At 55.5% G+C, this 21,083-nt stretch carries 20 protein-coding genes, 1 tRNA gene and 2 rRNA genes; 9 read left to right on the top strand and 14 right to left on the bottom strand.

Annotation, left to right across the window (positions count from 1 at the left end):
* Positions 1-25 precede the first annotated feature (25 nt).
* From rrf (AC6I8V_RS18125) to rrf (AC6I8V_RS18115), 3 genes are all read left to right on the top strand, one after another.
* Positions 26-141 (top strand): 5S ribosomal RNA (gene rrf, locus AC6I8V_RS18125).
* Between the two features lie 14 nt (positions 142-155).
* Positions 156-231 (top strand) — tRNA-Thr (locus tag AC6I8V_RS18120).
* A 33-nt stretch (positions 232-264) separates the two neighbouring features.
* Positions 265-380: ribosomal RNA gene (gene rrf, locus AC6I8V_RS18115) — 5S ribosomal RNA — on the top strand.
* 200 nt (positions 381-580) lie between these two features.
* Here the strand turns inward: rrf (AC6I8V_RS18115) and AC6I8V_RS18110 are convergent.
* The 14 genes from AC6I8V_RS18110 to msrP all read right to left on the bottom strand — a co-directional run bounded on the left by AC6I8V_RS18110 (position 581) and on the right by msrP (position 13,645).
* Positions 581-1,342 carry an amino acid ABC transporter ATP-binding protein gene (locus tag AC6I8V_RS18110; protein ID WP_497843588.1) on the bottom strand — a complete coding sequence of 254 codons (762 nt, stop codon included), beginning with the start codon at positions 1,340-1,342 and terminating at the stop codon, positions 581-583.
* An 8-nt stretch (positions 1,343-1,350) separates the two neighbouring features.
* Entirely contained in the window at positions 1,351-2,451 is a 1,101-nt protein-coding gene (locus AC6I8V_RS18105) for an amino acid ABC transporter permease (protein ID WP_497843587.1), read from the bottom strand.
* 15 nt (positions 2,452-2,466) lie between these two features.
* Complete coding sequence (locus tag AC6I8V_RS18100) at positions 2,467-3,645, bottom strand: amino acid ABC transporter permease (RefSeq protein ID WP_497843586.1); 1,179 nt, start codon at positions 3,643-3,645, stop codon at positions 2,467-2,469.
* Positions 3,646-3,711: 66 nt separating this feature from the next.
* Positions 3,712-4,737, bottom strand: coding sequence for an amino acid ABC transporter substrate-binding protein (locus tag AC6I8V_RS18095; protein WP_497843585.1), 1,026 nt, complete (start codon positions 4,735-4,737; stop codon positions 3,712-3,714).
* A gap of 545 nt (positions 4,738-5,282) precedes the next feature.
* A complete protein-coding gene (fis, locus tag AC6I8V_RS18090; protein WP_003855228.1) occupies positions 5,283-5,579 on the bottom strand; it encodes a DNA-binding transcriptional regulator Fis in 297 nt (98 codons plus the stop codon).
* Between the two features lie 24 nt (positions 5,580-5,603).
* Entirely contained in the window at positions 5,604-6,569 is a 966-nt protein-coding gene (gene dusB / locus AC6I8V_RS18085; protein WP_497843584.1) for a tRNA dihydrouridine synthase DusB, read from the bottom strand.
* Between the two features lie 293 nt (positions 6,570-6,862).
* Positions 6,863-7,744: a 50S ribosomal protein L11 methyltransferase gene (gene prmA, locus AC6I8V_RS18080; RefSeq protein ID WP_497843583.1), complete on the bottom strand. Its 882-nt coding sequence runs from the start codon at positions 7,742-7,744 to the stop codon at positions 6,863-6,865.
* A 12-nt stretch (positions 7,745-7,756) separates the two neighbouring features.
* Positions 7,757-9,202, bottom strand: coding sequence for a sodium/pantothenate symporter (panF, locus tag AC6I8V_RS18075; protein ID WP_497843582.1), 1,446 nt, complete (start codon positions 9,200-9,202; stop codon positions 7,757-7,759).
* Complete coding sequence (locus AC6I8V_RS18070; RefSeq protein WP_497845878.1) at positions 9,192-9,434, bottom strand: YhdT family protein; 243 nt, start codon at positions 9,432-9,434, stop codon at positions 9,192-9,194. The genes panF and AC6I8V_RS18070 overlap by 11 nt, the downstream gene beginning before the upstream one ends.
* A 74-nt stretch (positions 9,435-9,508) precedes the next feature.
* The gene (accC, locus tag AC6I8V_RS18065; RefSeq protein WP_497843581.1) at positions 9,509-10,855 is read right to left on the bottom strand and encodes an acetyl-CoA carboxylase biotin carboxylase subunit; all 1,347 of its coding nucleotides are present in this window, start codon (positions 10,853-10,855) and stop codon (positions 9,509-9,511) included.
* 11 nt (positions 10,856-10,866) lie between these two features.
* Positions 10,867-11,331, bottom strand: a complete 465-nt coding sequence (accB, locus tag AC6I8V_RS18060) for an acetyl-CoA carboxylase biotin carboxyl carrier protein (protein WP_497843580.1) — start codon at positions 11,329-11,331, stop codon at positions 10,867-10,869.
* Between the two features lie 21 nt (positions 11,332-11,352).
* A complete protein-coding gene (gene aroQ, locus AC6I8V_RS18055; RefSeq protein WP_497843579.1) occupies positions 11,353-11,805 on the bottom strand; it encodes a type II 3-dehydroquinate dehydratase in 453 nt (150 codons plus the stop codon).
* A 232-nt stretch (positions 11,806-12,037) separates the two neighbouring features.
* Complete coding sequence (msrQ, locus tag AC6I8V_RS18050) at positions 12,038-12,640, bottom strand: protein-methionine-sulfoxide reductase heme-binding subunit MsrQ (protein ID WP_497843578.1); 603 nt, start codon at positions 12,638-12,640, stop codon at positions 12,038-12,040.
* Positions 12,641-13,645: a protein-methionine-sulfoxide reductase catalytic subunit MsrP gene (gene msrP / locus AC6I8V_RS18045; protein WP_497843577.1), complete on the bottom strand. Its 1,005-nt coding sequence runs from the start codon at positions 13,643-13,645 to the stop codon at positions 12,641-12,643.
* A 296-nt stretch (positions 13,646-13,941) separates the two neighbouring features.
* Between msrP and csrD the strand changes: the two genes are divergently transcribed.
* From csrD to rng, 6 genes are all read left to right on the top strand, one after another.
* Positions 13,942-15,888 (top strand): RNase E specificity factor CsrD, encoded by a 1,947-nt coding sequence (gene csrD / locus AC6I8V_RS18040; RefSeq protein WP_497843576.1) that lies wholly within the window; start codon positions 13,942-13,944, stop codon positions 15,886-15,888.
* 310 nt (positions 15,889-16,198) lie between these two features.
* Positions 16,199-17,242, top strand: coding sequence for a rod shape-determining protein MreB (gene mreB / locus AC6I8V_RS18035; RefSeq protein ID WP_003855260.1), 1,044 nt, complete (start codon positions 16,199-16,201; stop codon positions 17,240-17,242).
* Between the two features lie 147 nt (positions 17,243-17,389).
* Positions 17,390-18,424 carry a rod shape-determining protein MreC gene (mreC, locus tag AC6I8V_RS18030; RefSeq protein ID WP_497843575.1) on the top strand — a complete coding sequence of 345 codons (1,035 nt, stop codon included), beginning with the start codon at positions 17,390-17,392 and terminating at the stop codon, positions 18,422-18,424.
* Positions 18,421-18,909: a rod shape-determining protein MreD gene (mreD, locus tag AC6I8V_RS18025; protein WP_497843574.1), complete on the top strand. Its 489-nt coding sequence runs from the start codon at positions 18,421-18,423 to the stop codon at positions 18,907-18,909. The genes mreC and mreD overlap by 4 nt, the downstream gene beginning before the upstream one ends.
* 8 nt (positions 18,910-18,917) lie before the next feature.
* Positions 18,918-19,511: a Maf family protein gene (locus tag AC6I8V_RS18020; RefSeq protein WP_497843573.1), complete on the top strand. Its 594-nt coding sequence runs from the start codon at positions 18,918-18,920 to the stop codon at positions 19,509-19,511.
* The gene (gene rng, locus AC6I8V_RS18015; protein WP_497843572.1) at positions 19,501-20,970 is read left to right on the top strand and encodes a ribonuclease G; all 1,470 of its coding nucleotides are present in this window, start codon (positions 19,501-19,503) and stop codon (positions 20,968-20,970) included. Before AC6I8V_RS18020 ends, rng begins: the two co-directional genes overlap by 11 nt.
* The last annotated feature ends 113 nt before the right edge of the window (positions 20,971-21,083 follow it).

Below are 21,083 nucleotides of genomic sequence, written 5' to 3'. Positions count from 1 at the left end.
AGGGCGGTGCGGATAACAGAATTTGCCTGGCGGCTGTAGCGCGGTGGTCCCACCTGACCCCATGCCGAACTCAGAAGTGAAACGCCGTAGCGCCGATGGTAGTGTGGGGTCTCCCCATGCGAGAGTAGGGAACTGCCAGGCATCAATTTTAGTGTGCTGATATGGCTCAGTTGGTAGAGCGCACCCTTGGTAAGGGTGAGGTCCCCAGTTCGACTCTGGGTATCAGCACCAGTTATGGCATGAGTTCGGATTCTAAAGAATTTGCCTGGCGGCTGTAGCGCGGTGGTCCCACCTGACCCCATGCCGAACTCAGAAGTGAAACGCCGTAGCGCCGATGGTAGTGTGGGGTCTCCCCATGCGAGAGTAGGGAACTGCCAGGCATCAATTAAGTGAAAAAGCCCTGAACGAAAGTTCAGGGCTTTTTTACGTCCTGAAAAACTGTCGCACCGCGATTTATCGCGCCCGTTTCAGGTATCTCACAGTAAAACCCGCACCATAAATCGCACCGCTACGGAATTAAGCTATAAAAAACCCCCTGCCGAAGCAGAGGGTGGTTTTAAGGCTTAACGTCAGTGGGAGATTAGTGGATAACCTGCGACAGAAACGCACGGGTACGCTCTGACTTCGGATTGGCAAAGAACTCCTGCGGCGGAGCCACTTCCACAATCTCGCCGCGATCCATAAAGATCACCCGGTCTGCAACCGTGCGCGCAAAACCCATCTCGTGGGTTACACACAACATGGTCATGCCATCTTCAGCCAGGCCAATCATGGTATCGAGCACTTCCTTCACCATCTCCGGGTCAAGAGCCGAGGTGGGTTCATCAAACAGCATGATTTTCGGTTTCATACACAGCGAACGGGCAATCGCCACGCGCTGTTGTTGGCCGCCCGAAAGCTGTCCTGGAAACTTATGCGCATGTTCAGCAATGCGCACGCGCTGCAAATAATGCATCGCCAGTTCTTCCGCTTCTTTCTTCGGCAGCTTACGGACCCAAATCGGCGCCAGCGTGCAGTTCTGCAATACGGTCAGATGCGGGAAAAGGTTGAAGTGCTGGAATACCATGCCCACTTCGGTGCGAACACGTTCGATATTGCGCACATCATCATTCAGGTGAATGCCATCAACAACGATACGTCCTTGCTGATGTTCTTCCAGATGATTAATGCAACGAATGGTGGTCGATTTCCCGGAACCTGACGGACCGCAGAGGACGATACGCTCACGCGGTTTTACCTGCAGGTTAATGTCTTTCAAAACATGGAACTGGCCGTACCATTTATTCACATTTTCGAGCGTAATCATCATAGCGTCAGCAGAATTAGTCATAGATTGTGTCATGTAAAACCTCAGTGCGATTTACGCCCGGTGTGAAAGCGCTTCTCCAGGTACTGGCTATAGCGCGACATGCTAAAACAGAAAATCCAGTAGACGAGGGCAGCGAAAACATAGCCTTCCGTCGACATCCCAAGCCATGTCGGGTCAACGGTTGCCTGCTGCACGCTACTGAAAAGATCGAACAGGCCGATGATGATCACCAGACTGGTATCTTTAAACAGAGCAATGATGGTATTCACCAGCCCTGGGATAGTGAGCTTGAGCGCCTGAGGCAGAATCACCAGAATCTGTGTTTTCCAGTAACCCAATGCCAGCGACTCTGCGGCTTCGTACTGACCTTTCGGCAGGGCCTGTAAGCCGCCGCGCACCACTTCCGCCACATAGGCAGACTGGAACAAAATCACACCAACCAGAGCGCGTACTAACTTGTCGATGGTGGTACCTTCCGCCATAAACAGCGGCAGCATCACCGAGGACATAAACAGCACGGTGATCAGCGGCACACCACGCCAGAACTCGATAAAGATCACCGACAGCGTGCGCACCACCGGCATTTTCGAGCGACGTCCCAGCGCCAGCAAAATGCCTAATGGCAGCGCACCGGCAATGCCGACGGATGCGATAATCAGCGTCAGCGTCAGGCCGCCCCACTGGCGCGTTTCAACGCGATCCAGACCAAGAAAGCCGCCGTACATCAGGAACCAAACGACGATGGGATAAGCCACCGCCCAGCAGGCGATATAACGGCCACGCTGCGGCATCGACTTAATAAACATCGGAATGATGGAGAGCAGGCCAATCACCAGCGCGAGGTTGATACGCCAGCGCAGTTCATGTGGATACAACCCATACATAAACTGACCAAAGCGCGCATGGATAAACACCCAGCAGGCGCCTTCTTTGGTACAGTCGGCACGGGTTGAGCCGATCCAGTTCGCCTGGAAGATCAGCCAGTTAAGCGCTGGCGGGATCACACTCCAGATAATCCAGAAGCAGAACAGGGTCAGCAGCGTATTAAACCAGCTGGAGAACAGGTTTTTACGTGCCCAACCCCAGGCTTTGCTGACTGGATTGGTCGGCACCGGCGGTGTTTCGTGTGTGGTAACAGACATAATAATCCCGTTCTCTTAACGTTCAACCAGCGCAATTTTGCGGTTGTAGAGGTTCATCAGCAGTGAAATGACCAGGCTGATAATCAGGTAGACCGCCATGGTGATCGCAATCGTCTCAATAGCCTGACCGGTCTGGTTCAGCACCGTACCGGCAAACAACGACACCATATCCGGATAGCCAATAGCCGCCGCCAGCGAAGAGTTCTTCACAATGTTGAGGTACTGACTGGTCAGCGGCGGAATGATCACGCGCATCGCCTGAGGAATAATCACCTGGCGCATCGTCACCGGATTCGGCAGACCAAGCGAACGGGCAGCTTCATTCTGGCCATGCGGCACCGACTGAATGCCGGAGCGAATGACTTCCGCAATAAACGAAGAGGTGTAGATCGACAGCGCCAGCGTCAGTGCCGCCAGCTCAGGAATCATGACCGCGCCACCGCGGAAGTTAAAGCCATGCAGTTCCGGCACATCCCAATGGGTCGCGGCGCCAAACAGCGCATGGGCGATCAACGGGAACAGGATGATCATCGCCGCGGCAATCGGCCAGGTACGGCGCAACTGACCGGTCTTCAACTGATGTTTGCGGTTAAAACGAAACAACCCCACGCTGACTGCAATCGCCAGTGCCAGCGCGATAACAAACGGCCAGGTGCCCGCAGCATAAGCAGGCCAGGGGATGTAAAGCCCGCGATTGCTGACGAATGCCAGGTCAAAGGCACTCAGCGCCTGGCGGGGACCGGGCAGATTGCGCAGCACCGCGAAGTACCAGAAGAAGATTTGCAGCAGTGGCGGAATATTACGGAACGTCTCGATATAGATGGTGGACAGCCGACGCAGCAGCCAGTTCTCTGACAGTCGCGCCAGGCCGATACAGAATCCGAGGATTGAAGCGAAAACAATACAGAGCGCGGAGACCAGCAGGGTGTTGGTCAACCCCACCATAAACACGCGCGCGTAAGTATCACCTTCCGAATAATCGATTAAGTGCTGGACGATGCCGAAACCGGCATTGCGTTCAAGAAAACCGAAACCGGAGGTGATGCCGCGGTTGGCCAGGTTGATCACCGTATTGTGGATGAGATATCCCACAACAGCGAGCACGGCCACAATCGCGATGATCTGGTAAAGCCAGGCGCGAACCGTAGGATTACCGAACGAAAAATCCCTTTTTACGGTTGGGCGTTGTGACATGTTGAAACCTCAGTGAAGAAAACGCATTGGGCACCGCAGGGTGCGGTGCCCGACTGGAAGGCCGAATTAACGTACCGGTGGAGCGTACTGAATGCCGCCCTGATTCCAGAGCGCATTCTGACCACGCGCGATTTTCAGAGCACTGTCTTTACCGACGTTGCGGTCAAAACTTTCCTGGTAGTTACCTACCTGTTTGATGATGTTGAATGCCCACTTGTTGTCGAGTTTCAGGTCTTTGCCGAAGTCACCTTCCGCGCCCAGCAGGTGAGCCATGTCCGGGTTAGACGGCTTGGCAGCCAGCTGATCAACGTTCTTCGAGCTGATGCCCATCTCTTCAGCGTTCAGCATTGCGTAGAGTGACCATTTGACGATGGTGAACCAGTCATCATCACCACGACGCACTACCGGCCCCAGCGGCTCTTTCGAGATCACTTCCGGCAGTACGATGAATTCATCCGGTTTACCCAGCTTGATACGCAGCGCATACAGCTGAGACTGGTCAGAAGCCAGGGTATCGCAGCGGCCGCTGTCGAGTGCTTTGGCTGACTCGTCAGAACGGTCGAAGGTCACCGGGGTGTATTGCATCTTGTTGGCTTTGAAGTAATCCGCCACGTTCAACTCGGTATCTGTACCCGCCTGGATACATACCGTGGCACCATCCAGCTCTTTCGCGCTTTTGAGGCCGGCTTTTTTATGGGTCAGGAAGCCAATGCCGTCGTAGTAGTTCACGCCAGCGAACAGGAAGCCCATGCCGCCGTCGCGTGAGGAAGTCCAGGTGGTGTTACGGGACAGAATGTCCACTTCACCTGATTGCAGTGCGGTAAAACGCTCTTTCGCGGTCAGCGGGGTGTATTTCACCTTGCTGGCATCGCCAAATACGGCAGCTGCCGCGGCACGGCAAACGTCAACATCGATACCTGTGAATTTGCCGTTAGCGTCAGCATAGGAGAAGCCCGGCAGGCCATCGCTGATACCGCACTGAACAAACCCTTTCTTCTTAATTGCATCCAACGTGGTGCCAGCATGTGCTTGCTGCGCAACAGCGAACAGAGAAGCTGCGGCGACCAGGGTGGAGAGCATCATCTTTTTCATAAAGCATCCTGTGTGGCGAGATCGTGTTGTTATGGTTGCGTTGCACACTTTTAAGTGCGCTTTTTCCTGTCTGTGGCGGTCAGCCATTCACGACTTTGCAAAGCTGATGCCAGGTTTGCAGAATCCTGAATTCATTGGAAAGATCTCCTCATAAACTGAATCATTCAGAAAGTTCCGACTACTATCGCGCACCAAAAGGAAGCAAAGCGAGTCGCCACGATCACAAATAGTGCAAAAAGTTTCACTATATGGAAGCAGTGTGAGCGGGCGCGCAGGGCTGGATGTATGAATTTGCATACTTGCGGCTGAAGCGGTTCAGGATCACAGAGAAAGCGGCATGACGCGTTATCGGGGCGGAGAAAAAGAGAACGTCGTGAGCGAAAATGGGGCAGTGCAGAGAACGATTTATCAGCGAAATATCACTGGAGCAATTGCAACTATCGTTACCATAATGGGGACAATTGTTTCATACGTTGTTAATGCATGAGACGCAGAAACAAAAACGCCAGCCCGAGGGCTGGCGTTTCGCAGCAACAAACTGGAAATCAGTTCATGCCGTATTTTTTCAGCTTCTTACGCAGAGTACCACGGTTGATACCCATCATCAGGGCTGCACGGGTCTGGTTGCCACGGGTGTACTGCATCACCATGTCCAACAGAGGCTGCTCGACTTCAGCCAATACCAGCTCATACAGGTCACTAACATCCTGACCGTTCAGTTGAGCAAAATAGTTCTTCAGTGCCTGTTTAACCGAATCACGCAGAGGTTTTTGCGTTACCTGATCCTGTGAGTTAACGGTAGAAACGGTCAGTACGTCAGAATTTACGCGTTGTTCGAACATAGTTCTTTCAGCTCTTTATTTCGTTTACGCAAGATTTTCGAAGTATGCCTCCAACGCCTCCAGCTGTTCGCTGGCATCCTCAATGGCGTTGAATGTGCGCCGAAACTGGTCGTCAGGGGCATTTTCCTGCAAATACCAGGAAACGTGTTTTCGGGCTATACGGTATCCCTTGCGCTGACCGTAAAAGTCGTGCAGCTCCCGTATATGTCCGATCAGCATGAGCTTCACGTCGGCCAGTGGCTTCGGTGCAAGCAGCTCCCCTGTGTCCAGATAATGCTGGATTTCCCGGAAGATCCACGGTCTTCCCTGAGCAGCGCGACCGATCATCAGAGCATCGGCTCCTGTGTAATCAAGCACTGCTCTGGCTTTATGCGGGTCAGTAATGTCACCATTCGCGATAACCGGAATGGAGACGCTCTGCTTAACTGTCCGAATGCTGTCGTATTCAGCTTGCCCTTCAAACAAACAGGCGCGAGTGCGTCCATGAATGGTCAGAGCCTGAATGCCACAGCGTTCAGCCAATTGGGCAATCTCTACACAATTACGATTTTCTTTGTCCCAGCCAGTGCGAATCTTCAGCGTAACGGGTACATCAACTGCATTCACTACCGCGGAGAGGATAGACTCAACCAGTTGCGGATGTTGCAGCAGCGCAGAACCCGCCATCTTACGATTCACTTTCTTAGCCGGGCAGCCCATGTTGATGTCGATAAGCTGCGCGCCAGACGCCACATTAATGCGCGCGGCAGCAGCCATCTCGTCAGGATCGCAACCGGCAATTTGCACGGCGCGAATCCCAGGCTCGTCACTATGCACCATGCGCAAACGGGATTTGTCACTGGCCCAAACTTCCGGGTTCGATGACAACATCTCGGAGACCGTCATGCCTGCGCCGTTCTCGTAACACAAGGTGCGAAATGGCTTGTCGGTAACCCCGGCCATAGGTGCAGCGATGAGTCGATTACGAAGCTGGTATTGTCCAATGCGCATGAAAAAGAAGTGACCCTAACTGTTCGCAAGGCGGCGTATATTACGCATTTTTTCACGAAGATGAAAGGCCAAACTTTGAACAATTCGCAGGGAAAGATCAAGGAAATTGGGCCTGACAGCAACAGGCATAAGAAATACCTATATTATTCAGTGCATTAAAAAAATACGTTGAAATTGTGAGCAAACGTTTTTCTGAAAACCTGCACTAAATCACAACATAAAAAACGCCACATCGCCTGATTAGCCAGAGATGTGGCGGGCAGTTGCGCACGAATTGCGCAAATTATGCGGTCTCAGCGACGCACGCCGGTAATCCGGCACCACTCTTCTTTCTCGGCCACCGGGTCGAGGGCAAAGCGCTCAGTATAGGCTTCACAGACGCTATCCGCCTGGCTGGCCAGCACGCCAGATAATCCCAGGTGGCCACCGGCTTTCGGCAGCACGCTGATTAACGGCGCCAGCTCGCGCAGTGGACCGGCCAGAATATTGGCGACAACCACATCCGCCTGGAGATTATCCGGTTGCTGATGCGGCAGATAGAGCGCCAGGCGATCGGCCACGCCATTGCGTTCAGCGTTATCGCGGCTGGCCTGGATCGCCTGCGGATCGATATCAATCCCGATCGCCTGCGCCGCGCCCAGTTTCAGTGCGGCGATCGCCAGAATGCCGGAGCCGCAGCCGAAATCGATCACCGTTTTGCCTTGCAGATCCAGACCATCCAGCCAGCTGAGGCACAGCGAGGTGGTCGGGTGCGTACCGGTGCCAAACGCCAGGCCGGGATCCAGCATCACGTTGACGGCGTTGGGATCCGGTACGTCGCGCCAGCTCGGGCAGATCCACAAACGCTCGCCGAAACGCATCGGGTGGAAGTTATCCATCCATTCGCGTTCCCAGTCTTTGTCCTCGATCTGCTCGATCTTATGGCGAAAACCCTGGCCAAGCAGCGGATGCTGGCTCAGTTCCGCCACCACATCGCTCATCTCGGTTTCGGCATCAAACAGGCCGATCACATCGGTATCGCCCCACAGCAGCGTTTCGCCCGGCAGCGGTTCGTAGACCGGGTTATCGTGGGTGTCCTGAAAGGTCACCGACACCGCGCCGCTCTCCATCAGCGCATCGCTCAGCACTTCCGCGTGCTCACCGGTGCTATTAATTTTGATTTGAATCCATGGCATAGCGTTTCTCTTTTATTCCAGGGCAGCGTCGTGTGCGTCAGGCGAGCTGCCAAACAGATTACCTGCCAGAAAGGCCAGCAGGCTTAGGATCAATGATGGAACGATAGGGTGGAAGCCCCACGGCTCCAGCTTCAGGCTGGCGAGCAGCGTATAGCAAGCGGCACCGACTACCATCCCGCTAATGGCACCGGCCGCATTGGCGCGTTCCCAGTACAGACCCAGCACCAGCGGCCACAGGAACACCGCTTCCAGGCCACCAAATGCCAGCAGATTCAGCCAGATGATCATATCCGGCGGGTTCCAGGCCGCCACCAGCAGCAGGGCACCCAACGCGAAGGTGATGGTGCCGGAAAGCAGCCGCAGGCGCGCTTCGTTTTCGCTGTGCTGAGGCGCAATGCGCAGATAAAGATCTTTGATCAGGGTAGCGGAGGATTGCAGCAGTTGCGCGTTAATTGTCGACATGATCGCCGCCATTGGCGCCGCGAGGAACACCCCGGCAGCCATCGGTGGCAGCACGGTGATCATCAGCATCGGAATCACCCGATCGGGGATAGTGAGATCCGGGATAATCGCACGCCCAAGCGCACCGGCCAGATGCATCCCCAGCATCAGGATCACCACCACAATGGTGCCAAGCACGATGCCGCGATGCATGGCTTTGCTGTCTTTGTACGAGATGCAGCGCACCGCGGTATGCGGCAGGCCAATCACGCCAAAGCACACCAGCACGGCAAACGAGCTGAGGAAGGTAGGCGTAATCACGTTACCAACGCCTTCCGGTGACACCAGCTGCGGGTCGATGGCGCGCAATTTGGTGACTGCGGTTTCCAGTCCGCCGGCGTGATGAATCACCGCGAACAGCAGCAGGAAGGTACCTATCAGCATCACCAGCCCCTGCATCGCGTCATTCAGCACGCTGGCGCGGAAGCCGCCGAAAGCGGTATACAGCGCGATGGTGCCGCCGAAAATCAGCAGGCCGGTATCGTAGGGGATGCCTGCGGCCGTTTCCAGCAAACGCGCGCCGCCAATGAACTGCACCGTCATCGCGCCGATAAAGGCGACCAGCAGGCTCAGGCTCGCCAGCCAGATCAACAGCGGACTACGGTAGCGGCCGTACAGCATATCGTTCAGCGTCACAGCATTGTGGCGACGCGCCAGAATGGCAAATTTTTTCCCCAGCACGCCGAGCGACAACCAGACGGCAGGCACCTGAATCATCGCCAGCAGCACCCAGCCGAGGCCGTATTTATACGCCGCGCCGGGACCGCCGACAAACGAGCTGGCGCTGATGTAAGTAGTGGTGATGGTCATCGCCAGCACAAAACCGCCCATCGAGCGACTGCCAAGAAAGTATTCGCTGAGGAAGTTACCCTGACGCTGCTTACGCACGGCAAATACCGACAGCGCGGCAATCAACACCAGATAGGCCAGCAGCGGAAGAATGATTTCACTTTCCATCTTTATCCTCCAGCGACATGTTGCGGAAAACCACGCGCACCATCAGCCAGCACAACACCACAAAGAGAAACGGCGCAAACACGCAGGAGAGTTCAAACCAGCGGGGCAGGCCGGTTATGCCTGCCGCACTGCCGCCCAGCCAGGCAGAAACGCCCCATACGGCGAGATACGCCAGCGTCAGATACAACGCCCAGCGCGCCTCTTTATTCGCTTGCACAAAACGCCAATCCATCATGCAACCTCAAAGGCAACAAAAATGAAAAAGGCCGGTTTAACCGGCCTCGAAGGGTCTCTGGACTGCAATGATTACTCTTGCAGACCGAGTTTTTTCTCCAGATAGTGGATATTGGTTCCACCCTGCTGGAAGTTTTCGTCGGACATGATTTTCATCTGCAGTTCGACGTTGGTCTTGATGCCGTCGATGATCAACTCCGCCAGCGCATTCTTCATACGCGCAATTGCCACGTCACGGTTTTCACCGTAGGTGATCAGCTTGCCAATCATCGAATCGTAGTACGGCGGCACGGTGTAACCGGCGTAGATATGCGATTCCCAGCGCACACCAAAGCCGCCCGGCGCGTGGAAACGCGTGATTTTTCCGGGGCTGGGCAGGAAGGTGTTCGGGTCTTCGGCGTTGATACGGCATTCCACCGCATGGCCGCGGATCACCACATCTTCCTGACGGATTGACAGCGGCTGACCGGCAGCGATACGCAGCTGCTCTTTGATCAGGTCAACGCCGGTAATCATCTCGGTCACCGGATGCTCCACCTGAATACGGGTGTTCATCTCAATAAAGTAGAACTCGCCGTTTTCGAACAGGAACTCAAAGGTGCCTGCGCCACGGTAGCCGATATCCACACAGGCTCTGGCGCAACGGTCGCCGATAAAGCTGCGCAGTTCCGGGGTGATGCCCGGTGCCGGAGCTTCTTCCACCACTTTCTGGTGGCGACGCTGCATTGAGCAGTCACGCTCCGCCAGATAGATGGCGTTGCCCTGGCCGTCAGCCAGCACCTGGATCTCGATGTGGCGCGGGTTCTCGAGGTACTTCTCCATGTACACCATGTCGTTGTTGAAAGCCGCTTTGGCTTCCGCTTTCGTCATGTTGATGGACTGCTCAAGATCCTTATCGCTGCGCACCACGCGCATACCGCGACCGCCGCCGCCGCCGGAGGCTTTGATGATCACCGGATAGCCGATGCGTTTCGCGAAGGCACGGTTTTTGTCCATGTCTTCGGTCAGCGGGCCGTCAGAGCCGGGAACGGTCGGTACGCCCGCTTTCTTCATCGCGGTGATCGCCGACACTTTATCGCCCATCAGACGGATGGTATCGGCTTTCGGGCCGATAAAGATAAAGCCGGAGCGCTCAACCTGCTCGGCGAAATCGGCGTTCTCAGACAGGAAGCCGTAGCCGGGGTGGATCGCCACCGCGCCGGTAATTTCGGCCGCGGAGATCAGGGCCGGGATATTCAGGTAACTTTTGACCGACTGCGCCGGGCCGATGCAGACGGTTTCGTCCGCCAGCAGCACGTGCTTGAGGTCGCGGTCCGCCGTGGAGTGCACCGCCACAGTCTTGATGCCCAGCTCTTTACAGGCACGCAGAATGCGCAGCGCGATCTCACCGCGGTTAGCAATGACAATTTTATCCAGCATGGTTCGCCTCGTTATTCGATGACAACCAGCGGCTCGTCAAATTCAACCGGCTGGCCACTTTCAACCAGAATCGCTTTCACCACGCCGGCTTTGTCGGCTTCGATCTGGTTCATCATTTTCATCGCTTCAACGATGCACAGGGTGTCGCCGACGTTAACTTTCTGGCCGATTTCGACAAAGGCTTTCGCGTCCGGACTCGGGGTGCGATAGAAGGTACCTACCATCGGTGAACGCACGATGTGGCCACTGATTTCCGGCGCGGCGGCTTCTGCTACAACCGGAGCAACAGGTGCAACCGCGGTAGCCAGAGCAGGCTGCGGCGCAGGTGCAGCATAAGCCTGCTGCATAATAGGGTAACCGACATTGGCAGGTGCACGACTGATACGAACGGACTCTTCGCCCTCAGAGATTTCCAGCTCAGCGATGCCGGACTCTTCAACCAGTTCGATCAGTTTCTTGATTTTACGAATATCCATTAGTGTGGTTCCGTACTCTGTTTAATTGGAATGTGACAGGCGTTTTACGGCCGTTTGTAAAGCCCAAGAGTATCCATCAGCGCCAAGTCCACAAATGACACCGGCAGATACATCGGAAAGATAGGAGTGGTGGCGGAACGGTTCGCGCGCATGCACGTTGGTGAGATGCACTTCAATAAAAGGAATGCCGACCGCCAGCAGAGCATCACGCAGCGCAACGCTGGTGTGCGTGAACGCAGCAGGGTTGATAATGATGTAATCCACATTGCCTTTGGCCTCGTGAATACGATCAATCAACTGAAACTCCGCGTTCGACTGCAAATGACTCAATTTCACATGGTGCTGGTCGGCCTGTTGCGTCAGATCGCTGACAATTTGCGTCAGCGTCGTGTGACCATAGGTCTCAGGCTCGCGCGTTCCCAGCATATTCAGGTTGGGTCCGTTCAAAAGCAATATGTGAAATTTGTGTGCCATCTTGCTGCTATCTCCTGCAATCATTGAGGCATCGCGTAAAATACCTCGGCATCCGTCGTTTGTCACTCCTCTGAGTGAAAAACACGACTTCGCTTGCAATAAAGCCGGGCATTATATCCGTTTCGTCGCAATTCGCAGCAAAATACTGGTCTTATCTGCGAAGATGATCGGATGCGGCCTGAAGGCCACACCTTTTAACAGAAATCGCAGCAGGATGACAACCGTGCGGAAATTATCGGGACAGGCGTTTTCGCAACTTATTGTAACGCCAGCCTAACAGCAGCAGGGCCAGCAGCGCGTAAATCAGCGGCTGCGGCGAGAGGACTTTTACTGACCAAAGATAGTGAATAGGGGCGAGGATCGCCACCAGATAGATGCCATTGTGCAACGTTTGCCAGCGACGCCCCAGTTTGCGCTGCGCGCGCTGAAAGGAGGTGATCGCCAGCGCGAACAGGATAATCCAGCAGATAATGCCCAGCGTCAGATAGGGGCGCGAAACCAGTTCGCTGCCAAGTAATCGCAGATTATCGACGCCAAGTTCCAGCAGGTAATAACTCAGCAGATGCAGGCAAGCCCAGGCAAAGCACCACAAACCCAGCATCCGCCGGGTGCGAATCAGCAGCGGCTGTTTGGCATAGCGCGTTAGCGGACTTACCAGCAACGTCGCCAGCAACAGTTTCAGCGCCATCCTGCCGGTAAAATGCTGGATATCTTTGGCGGGATCGGCGCTCAGCCAGCCCTGATTCGCCGCCAGAAACAGATAAACCAGCGGCAGAAAGGCCACCAGATGCAGCACCACCTTCAGCAGGGTGATATGGCGTAAGGTCAGACGCACTCAATAGTTCTCCCGTAAATCCAGCCCGTGATACAACGATGCCACTTCTTTAGCGTAGCCGTTAAACAGCAGCGTTGGCTGACGCTCCACCTTCAGAATCCCGCCGGGACCAATAAAGCGCTCCGTCGCCTGCGACCAGCGCGGATGATCGACGTGCGGATTCACATTGGCATAAAAACCATACTCATTAGCCGCGATCTGATTCCAGGTGGTGGGCGGCTGATCGTGTGTCAGGGTAATTTTGACGATCGATTTAATGCCTTTAAAGCCGTATTTCCACGGCACCGTCAGGCGAATTGGCGCGCCGTTTTGCGGCGGCAGCGCTTTGCCGTAAACGCCGGTGCTGAGCAACGTGAGGGGATGCATGGCCTCATCCATCCGCAATCCTTCGACATAGGGATAATCCAGCCCGCCGCCGATAAAGCGATCTTTCTGACCGGGCATTTGATCGGGCGCGTACAGGGTCTGGAATGCAACGAATCGCGCATTGCTGGTGGGTTCTGCCAGCTTCAGCAACTTGTTCAGCTCAAATCCCACCCAGGGGATCACCATCGACCAGGCTTCCACACAACGCATACGATAAATTCGCTGTTCCATGGCGAAACGCTTGAAGATGTCATCCATATCCAGCGTGATCGGTTTAGCCACTTCGCCTTCAATGCGCAGCTGCCAGGGATCGGTTTTCAGCGTACCGGCGTTGGCCGCCGGATCGGCCTTATCGAGGCCAAATTCATAGAAGTTATTGTAGCCCGAGACCTTATCGTAAGGGGTGAGCGGCAAATCCGCCTGCCAGGCAGCGGGTTTGCTGAATTGCAGCGCTTTGCCAGCCGGTGCCGGGGGGCGGTCATTGCCTTTAAACCAGCTCAGCACATCGGCCTGCGCCGCGCCGGGCAGGCTGGCAGCAACCGCACCCAGCCCGAGGGCTTTCAGCACCTGGCGACGCTGCATATTAAAGATGCTTTCCGGTGTCACATCGGCTTCGGAAAGGGAATGCTTCGGCTTCATGGCGTTCTCCGGCGAAAGGTATAGGACAAGCATGAGCAAACGCCGCCCCGCACGCCAGTGAATGCCGTAAAATGTGAAATTTCCTGGCTGCGCTTAGCGTGAGAATAGGACGAAAACCACCGCGATAAAGCCGAGAGATCCACGTTTGCCGTTATACTCACGTCTGCACGGGCTGGCATACCGTGTGAACGCTGTTTCGGGCGGTAATTTGTGCTATTTTGCTCAGGTTTGCGCCAGTGAGGCTGGCGACGCCGGTTCTTCTCTATATTCATAACCGCAGTGATACAGGCACAGGGATGCGATTAACCACGAAGTTTTCTGCGTTTATTACATTATTAAGTTTACTGGCGATGTTGTTAATGCTGGTGGGCTGCGCTTTTAGTTTTATCTGGCTATCGCAACAGCGGGTGGAAACCCGGGTGCAAACGCTGGCGACCGAAGTCGACAAAGCCTTAATCACGCAATCGCCAAAGGATTTGACCCAATGGCTCTCGCGTCTGATGCCGGTGATTAACGCCGAGCAGATGGAGTTACACAATGGCGACCAGACGCTATTCCGCCTCGCCCGCCATGAAAACCCGATGCTGGAAGATGAGCCTAACCGTTTTATCCAGTTCGATCTGCCGCTGGTGCATTCGCCGGGCCTGACGTTACGCGTGGTGGTACTCGATCCCGCCAAGACCTGGTTCCGTTCTTTTACCGGCGCTTATACGCTGGTGGTGATCTTCACCGTGGTGATGATCATGGCGTCACTGCTGATCATGACCCATCGCTGGCTGAACCGTCACTGGCGCAATATGGAACAGCTGGAAGCGCGTTCGGCCTCCATTCTGGCTGGCGATCGCCGGATGCGTGAATCTCAACATTCCGAGTGGCCGCCAAAAGCCAGTCGCGCTATCGACCTGCTGCTCAATGATTTACAGGAAGCGGGCGAGCAGCGGCTGCGCATCGACACCTTAATCCGTACCTTTGCTGCCCAGGATTCGCGTACCGGACTCAACAATCGTCTTTTCTTTGATAATCAACTGGCGACCCTGCTGGAAGATCAGGAGGATGTTGGCGCGCATGGCGTGGTGATGATGGTGCGCCTGCCCGATCTGGAGACCCAGCATGAAACCCTCGGTCCGGCACTGGCGGAAGAGTACCTGTTTGATCTGATCAATATGCTGTCGACCTTTGTGCTGCGCTATCCTGGCGCCTTGCTGGCACGCTATTTTCGCAGCGATTTCGCCGTGCTGCTGCCACACCGCACCCTGAAAGAAGCCAACGGCATTGCCGATCAACTAATCAATGCGGTGGATTCCCTGCCGCCGATGCGCATGGTGGACCGTGACGATCTGATCCACATTGGCATCAGCGCGTGGCACAGCGGGCAAAGCGTGCCGCAGGTGATGGAAAACGTCGAGATGGCCACCCGTCGTGCGGCCTTACAGGGCGGTAACAGCTGGTCGATTGGCGAGGGAAATCCGCTCGACATGGGCAGGGGCAGCGTGCGCTGGCGAACGCTGCTGGAAAACACCCTCAGCCGTGGCGGTCCGCGTCTGTATCAGAAACCGGCGGTGGTGCTGGACGGCAAAGTCCATCATCGCGAGATGCTGTCACGCGTCTTCGATGGTGATAAAGAGGTGGTTTCCGCCGAGTTTATGCCGCTGGTGCTGCAATTGGGGATGGCGGATAGCTGGGACCGTCAGATGGTGACGCGTATCGCCGCCTTATCCGAGGTGTGGCCCGATGAAACGCTGGCGTTGCCGATCAATATCGACTCCTTGCTGCAACGGCCGTTTCAGCGCTGGCTGCAAAAACTTTTGCTGCAATGCAATAAATCGCAAAGAAAGCGTTTTTTATTTGAACTTGCCGAGGCGGATGTTTGTCAACACATCAATCGTTTAGTGCCGGTATTCCGAATGCTCACTGCCTTTGGTTGTCGCATTGCCGTCAACCAGGCGGGATTAACGGTGGTGAGCAGTGCCTATATCAAGCAATTCCCGGTGGATCTGATCAAACTGGACCCAGGTCTGGTGCGTAATATCGAGCGGCGCACCGAGAATCAATTGTTTGTGCAAAGCCTGCTGGAAGTGTGTAAGTCCACACCCACTCGGGTGTTTGCTGCTGGCGTGCGAACCCGTACGGAGTGGCAAACCCTGGCAGGATTGGGCGTGGCGGGCGGTCAGGGCGATTTCTTTGCCCCGTCGTTACCGGTCAACAGTAACGTGAAAAAGCATTCACAACGTTACCGGATTTAGCCCCTCAGAGCCTCGTGATGACGCTGACGGCTATTTTTTAGCGTAAACCGGAGTCGGGCAGCGTATCGCCGCAGCTGGAAATGTTAGATTTTATGTCGAAAATCGTCCGCACTGGCCGGGCGAAAGGTCGTGAAAGCGGCGGCTCAGCGCCATTTTTCGTTAGCGAACCGCAGCATACAATGTTTTGAAAAATCGTTAGTTTATTTTTTCACCGAAGCGGAACGTTTTTGCGCCTTGTAGCGGCTTCGCGTGGTTGGTAAAGTAGGCGGATTTTATTTTCCGCCCCCAGCTTGCAGGATTATCCCTTAGTATGTTTAAAAAATTTCGTGGCATGTTTTCCAATGACTTGTCCATTGACCTGGGTACCGCCAATACCCTGATTTACGTAAAAGGACAAGGCATCGTGCTAAACGAGCCTTCCGTGGTTGCCATTCGTCAGGACCGTGCCGGCTCCCCAAAGAGCGTCGCTGCCGTTGGTCATGATGCTAAACAGATGCTTGGCCGTACGCCAGGCAACATCGCTGCTATCCGTCCAATGAAAGACGGTGTTATCGCTGACTTCTTCGTCACTGAAAAAATGCTGCAGCACTTCATCAAACAAGTGCATAGCAACAGCTTTATGCGCCCCAGCCCTCGTGTGCTGGTGTGTGTGCCGGTGGGTGCAACGCAGGTTGAACGCCGCGCCATCCGTGAATCTGCACAGGGTGCAGGTGCTCGTGAAGTGTTCCTGATTGAAGAACCCATGGCGGCTGCCATCGGTGCCGGTCTGCCGGTATCTGAAGCGACCGGTTCTATGGTGGTCGATATCGGTGGTGGTACCACAGAAGTGGCCGTTATCTCTCTGAACGGGGTGGTTTACTCCTCTTCCGTGCGTATTGGTGGCGACCGTTTCGATGAAGCTATCATTAATTATGTACGCCGTAACTACGGCTCGCTGATCGGTGAAGCAACCGCTGAGCGTATTAAGCATGAGATTGGTTCTGCGTATCCGGGCGATGAAGTCCGCGAAATCGAAGTTCGCGGTCGTAACCTGGCTGAAGGTGTACCGCGTGGCTTTACGCTGAACTCCAATGAAATTCTGGAAGCATTGCAGGAACCGCTGACCGGCATCGTAAGTGCTGTGATGGTGGCGCTGGAGCAGTGCCCACCGGAACTGGCATCTGACATCTCCGAGCGCGGCATGGTGCTGACCGGTGGTGGCGCGCTGCTGCGTAACCTGGATCGCCTGCTGATGGAAGAAACCGGCATTCCGGTCGTCGTGGCAGAAGATCCGCTGACCTGCGTAGCGCGTGGCGGTGGTAAGGCGTTGGAAATGATCGACATGCATGGCGGCGATTTGTTCAGCGAGGAATAATTCCTCATCGGCTGAGACCGTGGTCAAATTGCGCAGGGAGTCGCGCCTATGCAGACGCTGCGCACGACGGCGTGATGCGTCCAGCCCTGGAGGCGCGGGTCTTACGACCAGCGCTTCTTCCCTGATGTCGAGGAACACGCAGATTTTATGAAGCCGATTTTTAGCAGGGGACCTTCCCTGCAGTTGCGCCTCTTTCTGGCAGTCATTGTGGCCATCGCGATTATCATCGCCGATAGCCGCGTTGGCTCCTTTTCCCAGATCCGCAACTACCTGGACACGTCGGTGAGTCCATTTTATTTCCTGGCCAACGGACCAAGACAGCTTCTTGACGGTGTTTCCGCCACGCTGGCTTCCCGTCAGCAACTGGAGCTGGAAAATAAAGCGCTGCGCCGCGAGCTGTTTCTGAAAAACAGCGACCTGCTAATGCTGGGGCAATACAAGCAGGAAAACGCGCGTCTGCGTGAGCTGCTCGGTTCGCCGCTGCGCCAGGATGAGCACAAAATGGTGACGCAGGTGATCTCCACCGGCACCGATCCTTACACCGATCAGGTGGTTATCGACAAAGGCAGCGTAAACGGCGTTTACGAAGGCCAGCCGGTGATCAGCGATAAAGGGGTTGTGGGTCAGGTGGTGGCAGTGGGCCAGGTCACCAGCCGCGTGCTGTTGATCTGTGACGCGTCCCATGCGCTGCCTATTCAGGTGCTGCGTAATGATATCCGCGTGATTGCCGCCGGTAACGGCTGTAACGAAGATCTGCAACTTGAGCATCTGCCAGGCAATACCGACATTCGCGTCGGTGATGTGCTGGTGACTTCAGGTCTGGGCGGTCGCTTCCCGGAAGGCTACCCGGTTGGCGTGGTGTCGTCGGTGAAAGTGGATACTCAGCGTGCCTACACCGTGATCCAGGCGCGTCCGACCGCCGGCTTGCAGCGTCTGCGCTATCTGCTGCTGCTGTGGGGTGCCGATCGCAACGGCGATATGCCGATGGCGCCTGATGAAGTCCATCGCGTAGCAAATGAACGTCTGATGCAAATGATGCCGCAGGTCCTGCCGCCAGCCGGAGAAATGGGACCGCCCGCGCCATCGATGCAATCCGGCCAGCAAATGGGTCCACCCGCGCCAGCCAGTAATGGCAACAGTTCGCAGGCAGCACCGGCGAACTCGCGTGGAGGCCAGCCTTGAGTCGATATCGCAGCCAGGGCCGTTGGGTTATCTGGCTGTCCTTTCTGATCGCCCTCATCCTGCAAATCATGCCCTGGCCAGAACAAATCTACATGTTCCGGCCATCATGGCTTTTGCTGATCCTCATCTACTGGGTACTGGCGCTGCCGCATCGGGTTAATGTAGGTACTGGCTTTGTGCTGGGCGCCGTCATGGATCTGGTGGCCGGTTCAACGTTGGGCGTGCGTGCGCTGGCGTTGAGCATCATCGCCTATCTGGTCGCCTTCAAATTCCAGCTTTTCCGTAACTTAGCGTTGTGGCAGCAGGCATTAATGGTTATGGTGCTGTCGCTGGCAGTGGATGTCATTGTTTTCTGGGCGGAATTTTTAGTGATCAATGTCTCATTTCGCCCGGAAATCTTCTGGAGCAGCGTGGTCGACGGCATCCTCTGGCCCTGGCTATTCTTATTAATGAGAAAGATTCGCCGTCAGTTCGCTGTTCAGTAAGGAATACTATGATAACCCTGTACCTGGCATCCGGTTCACCGCGTCGACGTGAGCTGTTGACGCAGCTTGGCCTGCAATTTGAACGTCTGATTACCCACGTCGAAGAACAACGTCAGCCCGAAGAAGCGGCGGACGTTTACGTGCGTCGTCTGGCTATCGATAAAGCCCGCGCCGGTGTTGCCGTCGCGCCGCAGGATCTGCCGGTGCTGGGGGCGGACACCATCGTGGTGCTGAGTGGCGAAGTGCTGGAGAAACCGCGCGACGCCGCCCATGCGAGCCAGATGCTGAGCAAGCTCTCCGGGCAGACGCATCAGGTGATGACGGCGGTGGCGCTGGCCGATGGTCAGCGACAGCTGGATTGCCTGGTGGTCACAGACGTGACTTTCCGCAAGATCACGGCGGACGAAATTGCGCACTATATCGCCAGTGGCGAACCGATGGATAAAGCCGGCGCTTACGGAATACAGGGCATTGGCGGGAACTTTGTCCGCAAAATTAATGGAAGCTATCACGCAGTGGTGGGATTACCGCTGGTTGAGACCGGAGAGTTGCTCAGCCATTTTCAGTCGCTGCGTGCGCTAAGGGGACAAGATGACGGCTGAATTGCTGGTAAATGTGACACCCTCTGAGACGCGCGTCGCCTATATTGATGGCGGCATTTTGCAGGAAATCCACATTGAGCGCGAAGCGCGTCGCGGCATTGTGGGCAACATCTATAAAGGACGCGTCAGCCGGGTGCTGCCAGGAATGCAGGCAGCATTTGTCGACATTGGCCTGGAAAAGGCCGCCTTTCTGCACGCTTCCGACATCATGCCGCACACCGAATGTGTCGCGGGTGATGAACAGAAGAACTTCAGCGTACGTGATATCGCCGAACTGGTGCGCCAGGGGCAGGACCTGATGGTGCAGGTGGTGAAAGATCCGCTGGGTACCAAAGGCGCGCGTCTGACCACCGATATCACGCTGCCGTCGCGCTATCTGGTTTTTATGCCGGGCGCATCGCACGTCGGCGTTTCGCAGCGTATCGAAAGCGAAGCGGAACGTGAGCGTCTGAAAGCCGTGGTCTCGGCTTACTGTGACGATCTCGGCGGCTTTATCATTCGTACCGCCGCCGAGGGCATTGGCGAAGAGGAACTGGCGCAGGACGCCGCGTTCCTCAAACGTCTGTGGACCAAAGTCAGCGAGCGTAAGAAGCGCAACCAGACGCGTTGCCTGTTATATGGCGAGCTGGCGCTGGCGCAGCGCGTATTGCGTGATTTCGCCGGGGCCGCGCTGGACCGCATCCGCGTGGATTCACGCCTGACCTGCGATCTGCTGATCGAGTTCACCGGCGAATATATCCCGGAAATGGCCAGTAAGCTGGAGCCGTACAGCGGCAAACAACCGATTTTCGATCTCTACGATGTGGAAAACGAGATCCAGCGTTCGCTCGATCGCAAAGTGGAGCTGAAATCCGGTGGCTATCTGATCATCGATCAAACCGAAGCGATGACCACCATCGATATCAATACCGGGGCGTTTGTCGGCCATCGCAACCTCGACGAAACCATTTTCAACACCAATATTGAAGCGACTCAGGCGATTGCCCGTCAGCTGCGGCTGCGCAATCTGGGCGGCATCATCATCATCGATTTCATCGATATGAGTAATGATGACCATCGCCGTCGCGTGCTGCACTCGCTGGAAAGCGCGCTAAGCAAAGATCGGGTGAAAACCGGCATCAACGGTTTCTCCGCGCTCGGGCTGGTGGAGATGACGCGTAAACGTACGCGTGAGAGCATTGAGCATGTGCTCTGCGCCGATTGCCCGGTGTGCAAAGGGCGCGGCACGCTGAAAACCGTGGAAACCGTCTGCTACGAGATCATGCGTGAAATTGTGCGCGTGCATCATGCTTACGATTCTGACCGTTTCCTGGTGTACGTTTCACCGGCAGTGGGGGAAGCGCTGAAGAGTGATGAATCCCATGCGCTGGCCGAAGTGGAGATCTTCGTCGGCAAACAGGTGAAAGTCCATGTTGAACCGCTCTACACTCAGGAGCAGTTTGACGTGGTGATGATGTAGTTTTCTTGTTAATGCTGGCCTTGCACGACGTTTTGTCATGGAGTCGGGCTAAAAATAACCCCCTTTTTGGGGTAATATGCGCTTTCGTCCCGATTGTTCCGCACTGATAACGG

It is taken from the genome of Pantoea sp. X-Soil-TKNS-1207, assembly GCF_059730485.1.
Note: the sequence above shows the minus strand (reverse complement) of the source record. Positions and strands in the feature narration are given on the sequence as shown.

Bases quoted from the DNA above. Each gene is read 5' to 3' on its own strand.
- AC6I8V_RS18110 (WP_497843588.1), bottom strand. From the start codon at position 1,342: ATGACACAATCTATGACTAATTCTGCTGACGCTATGATGATTACGCTC.
- AC6I8V_RS18105 (WP_497843587.1), bottom strand. From the start codon at position 2,451: ATGTCTGTTACCACACACGAAACACCGCCGGTGCCGACCAATCCAGTC.
- AC6I8V_RS18100 (WP_497843586.1), bottom strand. From the start codon at position 3,645: ATGTCACAACGCCCAACCGTAAAAAGGGATTTTTCGTTCGGTAATCCT.
- AC6I8V_RS18095 (WP_497843585.1), bottom strand. From the start codon at position 4,737: ATGAAAAAGATGATGCTCTCCACCCTGGTCGCCGCAGCTTCTCTGTTC.
- fis (WP_003855228.1), bottom strand. From the start codon at position 5,579: ATGTTCGAACAACGCGTAAATTCTGACGTACTGACCGTTTCTACCGTT.
- dusB (WP_497843584.1), bottom strand. From the start codon at position 6,569: ATGCGCATTGGACAATACCAGCTTCGTAATCGACTCATCGCTGCACCT.
- prmA (WP_497843583.1), bottom strand. From the start codon at position 7,744: ATGCCATGGATTCAAATCAAAATTAATAGCACCGGTGAGCACGCGGAA.
- panF (WP_497843582.1), bottom strand. From the start codon at position 9,202: ATGGAAAGTGAAATCATTCTTCCGCTGCTGGCCTATCTGGTGTTGATT.
- AC6I8V_RS18070 (WP_497845878.1), bottom strand. From the start codon at position 9,434: ATGGATTGGCGTTTTGTGCAAGCGAATAAAGAGGCGCGCTGGGCGTTG.
- accC (WP_497843581.1), bottom strand. From the start codon at position 10,855: ATGCTGGATAAAATTGTCATTGCTAACCGCGGTGAGATCGCGCTGCGC.
- accB (WP_497843580.1), bottom strand. From the start codon at position 11,331: ATGGATATTCGTAAAATCAAGAAACTGATCGAACTGGTTGAAGAGTCC.
- aroQ (WP_497843579.1), bottom strand. From the start codon at position 11,805: ATGGCACACAAATTTCACATATTGCTTTTGAACGGACCCAACCTGAAT.
- msrP (WP_497843577.1), bottom strand. From the start codon at position 13,645: ATGAAGCCGAAGCATTCCCTTTCCGAAGCCGATGTGACACCGGAAAGC.
- csrD (WP_497843576.1), top strand. From the start codon at position 13,942: ATGCGATTAACCACGAAGTTTTCTGCGTTTATTACATTATTAAGTTTA.
- mreB (WP_003855260.1), top strand. From the start codon at position 16,199: ATGTTTAAAAAATTTCGTGGCATGTTTTCCAATGACTTGTCCATTGAC.
- mreC (WP_497843575.1), top strand. From the start codon at position 17,390: ATGAAGCCGATTTTTAGCAGGGGACCTTCCCTGCAGTTGCGCCTCTTT.
- AC6I8V_RS18020 (WP_497843573.1), top strand. From the start codon at position 18,918: ATGATAACCCTGTACCTGGCATCCGGTTCACCGCGTCGACGTGAGCTG.
- rng (WP_497843572.1), top strand. From the start codon at position 19,501: ATGACGGCTGAATTGCTGGTAAATGTGACACCCTCTGAGACGCGCGTC.